Below are 4,617 nucleotides of genomic sequence, written 5' to 3'. Positions count from 1 at the left end.
TGGTGCCAGGTCGACGTGGGCGAGGCCAACGGCGGCGTCCGCGGCATCGTCTGCGGCGCGAGCAACTTCGCCGTCGGGGACAAGGTCGTCGTGACCCTGCCCGGCGCCGTGCTGCCCGGTCCCTTCCCGATCGCCGCCCGCAAGACCTACGGGCACGTCTCCGACGGCATGATCGCCTCCGCCCGCGAGCTGGGTCTCGGCGACGAGCACAACGGGATCCTGATCCTCTCCGAGCTCGGCGTCGACGCCCCCGTCGGCACCGACGCGATCGCGCTGCTCGGCCTGGACGACGTCGCGGTCGACGTGAACGTCACGCCGGACCGCGGCTACGCCTTCTCGCTCCGCGGCATCGCCCGCGAGTACGCGCACGCGACAGGGGCGGCCTTCCGCGACCCCGCCGACCGCGACTTCGCCGAGCTGCAGCCCGGCAGCGGTCGCACCGCCGTGGTCGAGGACGCGGCTCCGATCCGCGGCGCCGTCGGCGCGACCGAGTTCGTCACGCGGGTGGTGCGCGGCGTGGATCCGTCCCGTCCCACCCCGCCCTGGATGATCGCCCGTCTCACCCTGGCGGGCATGCGCTCGCTCGGCGTGCTGATCGACATCACGAACTACGTGATGCTCGAGCTGGGCAACCCGGTGCACGGCTACGACCTGGACAGGCTCGACGGCGACATCGTGGTCCGCCGTGCCGCGCAGGGCGAGAAGATGGTCACGCTCGACGGCCAGGAGCGGACCCTGCACACCGAGGACCTCCTCATCACCGACGGATCGGGTCCGATCGGCCTCGCCGGCGTCATGGGCGGCGGCACGACCGAGATGAGCGAAACCACGCGCAATGTGCTGATCGAGGCGGCGACGTTCGACCCGATCACGATCGCGCGCTCCGCCCGTCGGCACAAGCTGCCCAGTGAGGCGTCCAAGCGGTTCGAGCGCGGTGTGGATCCGCTCATCCCGTTCGCCGCCGCGCGTCGCGTCGCCGACCTCATGGTCTCCCTCGCCGGCGGCACGCTGACCGAGGAGGGCGGCGCGCTCTTCGCCGAGGTCTTCATCGAGGGCATCGACCTTCCGGCGGGCTTCGTCCAGGGTCTGATCGGCGTCGACTACACCGACGACGAGGTGACCGGTGCGCTCGAGACGATCGGCGCCGAGGTGACGGCCGTCGAGGGCGGCTGGAACGTGATCCGGCCGAGCTGGCGCCCCGACCTCACCGACAAGTGGTCGCTGGCCGAGGAGGTCGCGCGCATCCACGGACTGGACAGGATCCCGTCCGTGCTGCCGACGCCGCCGTCCGGTCGCGGACTCACCGACCTGCAGCAGGGCCGCCGCCGCGTCGCGAACGCCCTGGCCGCCGCGGGACTCGTGGAGACCCCGGCGTTCCCGTTCACCACCCAGGAGCAGAACGACCTGCACGGCTCCGCGTCGGGGGAGAGCATCCCCGGTGTGCGCCTCGCGAACCCGCTCGACGGGCAGGCGCCGTTCCTGCGCCGTTCGCTGCTCCCCGGCCTGCTGCAGATCGCGCACCGCAACATCGCCCGCGGACTCGTGGATCTCGCGATCTTCGAGACCGGTGTCGTGTTCCTGCCCGAGCCCGGTGTCGTCTACGGCACCGACGAGGTGCCGCCGCTGGGCGTCAGGCCCTCGGATGAGACGCTCGCGGCCCTCGATGCGTCGATCCCGCCGCAGGCGCGCCTCGTCGCGGCGCTGTTCACCGGGCACGTCACCCCCCGTCAGCCGGGGCGTGCGGCCGAGGAGTACGGACTCAGCGAGGCGCTCGACGCCGTGCGCGTGATCGCGGAGGCGGCCGGTGTCGAGATCGACGTCGTGCAGGGCACCAGAGCGGCGCTGCACCCGGGACGCACCGGCGTGCTGCAGGTGCGCGACGCCTCCACCGGCTCCACGACCGAGGTCGGCTACGTGGGCGAGCTGCACCCGCAGGTCTCGGCCGACGCCGACCTGCCGGGTCGCGCGGTCGTGCTCGAGCTCGACCTGGACGGCGTGCTGGCGCTGGCGGGGGAGCGCGTCGTCGCGGCCTCGCTGTCGACCTACCCCGCTGCCACGCAGGACGTCTCGCTCGTCGTCGACGCGGGGATCCCCGCCGCCGAGGTGAGCGCGGCCCTGGCCGAGGGCGCGGGCGCGCTCCTCGAATCGGTCCGCCTCGTGGACGACTACCGCGGCGAGGGCGTCGCGGACGGATCCAAGAGCCTGAGCTTCGCGCTGCGCTTCCGGGCCGACGACCGCACCCTGACCGCCGCCGAGGCGACCGAGGCGAAGCTCGCCGGCGTCGCCGTCGCTGCCGAGCGGTTCGGGGCCCAGATCCGCGACTGAGACGCGACGCACGACAGGGGAACGCCTGCACGATGGATCCGCGGATCCGGTCGTGCAGGCGTTCCTTCGTCGTGCATCCGTCGCACGACGTGCGCGACGAGCCCGAACCGCTCCTGACGAGCCCGAACCGTTCCTGGCTAGACTGACCGGCAGTGACACGGGGTGCCGCATCCGCGGCTGAGAACACACCCGTCGAACCTGATCTAGGTCGTACTAGCGAAGGGATGTCGCGATGAGCGCGCGTCTGGAAACGTCGTCCGAATCCGTGGTGGACTCCGCCGCGGACCTTCTCACGGAGCTGCGGGCGGAGCCCCCGCTCGTGCACTGCATCACGAACGCGGTGGTCACCGGCTTCACCGCCAACGTGCTGCTCGCGCTGGGAGCAGCGCCCGCCATGGTGGACATCACGGGCGAGGCCGGCATGTTCGCCGCGATCTCGTCCGGGCTGCTGGTGAACCTCGGCACGCCCACCCCCGAGCAGCGCTCCGCGAGCCTCGAGGCCGTCGGCGGCGCCCGCACGGCGGGCACCCCGTGGGTGCTGGATCCGGTCGCGGTCGGCGCGCTGCCGGTGCGCACCGCGCTCGCGCAGGACCTGCTCGCGCTGCGTCCCACGCTCATCCGCGGCAACGCCTCCGAGATCCTCGCCCTCGCCGGGCGGAGCCAGGGCGGGCGCGGCGTGGATGCATTGGATGGCACTGAGGCCGCGGCCGACGCGGCCCGCGAACTGGCAGGGATCACCGGGGGAGCGGTGGCCGTCTCCGGCCCCGTCGACCTCGTCGTCGATGCGGATCACGAGATCCGCATCGGGAACGGAGACGTCCTGCTCACCCGCGTCACCGGGGGTGGCTGCGCGCTCGGCGCCGTGATGGCGGCGTTCCTCGGCGCCGCGCGACGGACGGGCGACAGCCCCGTGGTCGCCGCCGCGGCGGCCACGCTGGTCTACACGCTCGCCGCCGAGGACGCCGCGGCGCGCGCCGAGGGGCCGGGGTCCTTCGCCGTCGCCCTCCTCGACGCCCTCGCCGCGATCCGGCCCGGGTCCCTTCCGGCGCGTGCCAGGGTCGAGGCGGGGAACGCCGCGACGGCGGAGGTCGCGGCATGACGCCGACCGGCTTGGCGACCGCGCCTCGGACCACGAGCGCCGCTCCGGCAGGACAGCGCAGGAGGCTGGCGGCCGACGACCTCGCCCTCTACCTCGTCACGGATCCCGCGCTCAGCGGCGCGCGCGGCATCGCGGCGGTGGTCGACGCGGCGGTCTCGGGCGGCGTGCGGTTCGTGCAGCTGCGCGACAAGGATGCCGACGATGCGGCGATCGTCGAGCAGCTCGTGGCGCTCTCCGCGGTCATCGCGGGGCGGGCCCGGCTCGTCGTGGACGACCGCCTCGACGCCGTCGTGGAGGCGCGGCGCCGCGGTGCGCGTGTGGACGGGATCCACCTCGGCCAGTCCGACGCCTCGCCGCTCGTGGCGCGCGCGGTGCTCGGCCCCGATGCGATCGTCGGGCTCACCGCCCACACGCCCGCGCATCTCGATGCCGTGCGGGCACTGCCCTCCGGCACCGTGGACTACCTCGGCGTGGGGGTGATCCACCCGACGAGCACCAAGCCGGACCACCCGGCACCTCTCGCCGTGGCAGGGTTCGCCGCGTTCGCCGCCGCGAGCCCACTGCCGTGCGTCGCGATCGGCGGCATCGAGCGGACCGACGTGGCCGCGCTGCGCGCCGCGGGAGCGGCCGGGGTCGCGGTGGTGTCCGCGCTGTGCGCGGCGCCGGATCCGCGGATCGCCGCGCGCAAGCTGCTCCGCGCCTGGGGCGCGGGCGGGGTGCCCCGCGTGCTCTCGATCGCGGGCAGCGACCCGTCCGGAGGGGCGGGGATCCAGGCCGATCTCAAGGCCATCGCGGCGAACGGCGGATACGGGATGGCCGCGATCACCGCGCTGACCGCGCAGAACACCCGCGGCGTCAGGGGCGTGCACCTCCCGCCGGCCGCGTTCCTGCGCGCCCAGCTCGACGCGATCAGCGAGGACGTGCGCATCGACGCCGTGAAGATCGGGATGCTCGCCGGATCCGCGGTGATCGAGGAGGTCGGATCCTGGCTGCGGGAGCACCGGCCGCCCACCGTGGTCCTGGATCCGGTCATGATCGCCACCAGCGGCGACCGGCTGCTGGACGCGGAGGCAGAGCACGCCCTGCGCGCCCTGCTGCCCCTGGCCGATCTCCTCACGCCGAACCTGCCAGAGCTCGCCGTCCTCGCGCGTGAGTCGGCGGCCACGAGCTGGGGCGGCGCCCTCGCCCAGGCG

At 74.1% G+C, this 4,617-nt stretch carries 3 protein-coding genes and 1 riboswitch; all 3 genes read left to right on the top strand.

All coding sequences use genetic code 11. The features are described from left to right. Positions 1 to 2,325: phenylalanine--tRNA ligase subunit beta (pheT, locus tag B7X32_RS18665; protein ID WP_292723130.1), on the top strand; the 2,325-nt coding region annotated here is incomplete at its 5' end. Between the two features lie 148 nt (positions 2,326 to 2,473). Then, positions 2,474 to 2,567, top strand: a riboswitch (TPP riboswitch). After that, positions 2,558 to 3,424 (top strand): hydroxyethylthiazole kinase, encoded by an 867-nt coding sequence (gene thiM / locus B7X32_RS18660; RefSeq protein WP_292723126.1) that lies wholly within the window; start codon positions 2,558 to 2,560, stop codon positions 3,422 to 3,424. (Overlaps the previous riboswitch by 10 nt.) Further along, a partial coding sequence (thiE, locus tag B7X32_RS18655) for a thiamine phosphate synthase (protein ID WP_292723124.1) occupies positions 3,421 to 4,617 on the top strand: 1,197 nt, incomplete at its 3' end. The genes thiM and thiE, both read left to right, overlap by 4 nt.

This window comes from Microbacterium sp. 13-71-7, assembly GCF_002257455.1.
GTDB lineage: Bacteria > Actinomycetota > Actinomycetes > Actinomycetales > Microbacteriaceae > Microbacterium.
Note: the sequence above shows the minus strand (reverse complement) of the source record. Positions and strands in the feature narration are given on the sequence as shown.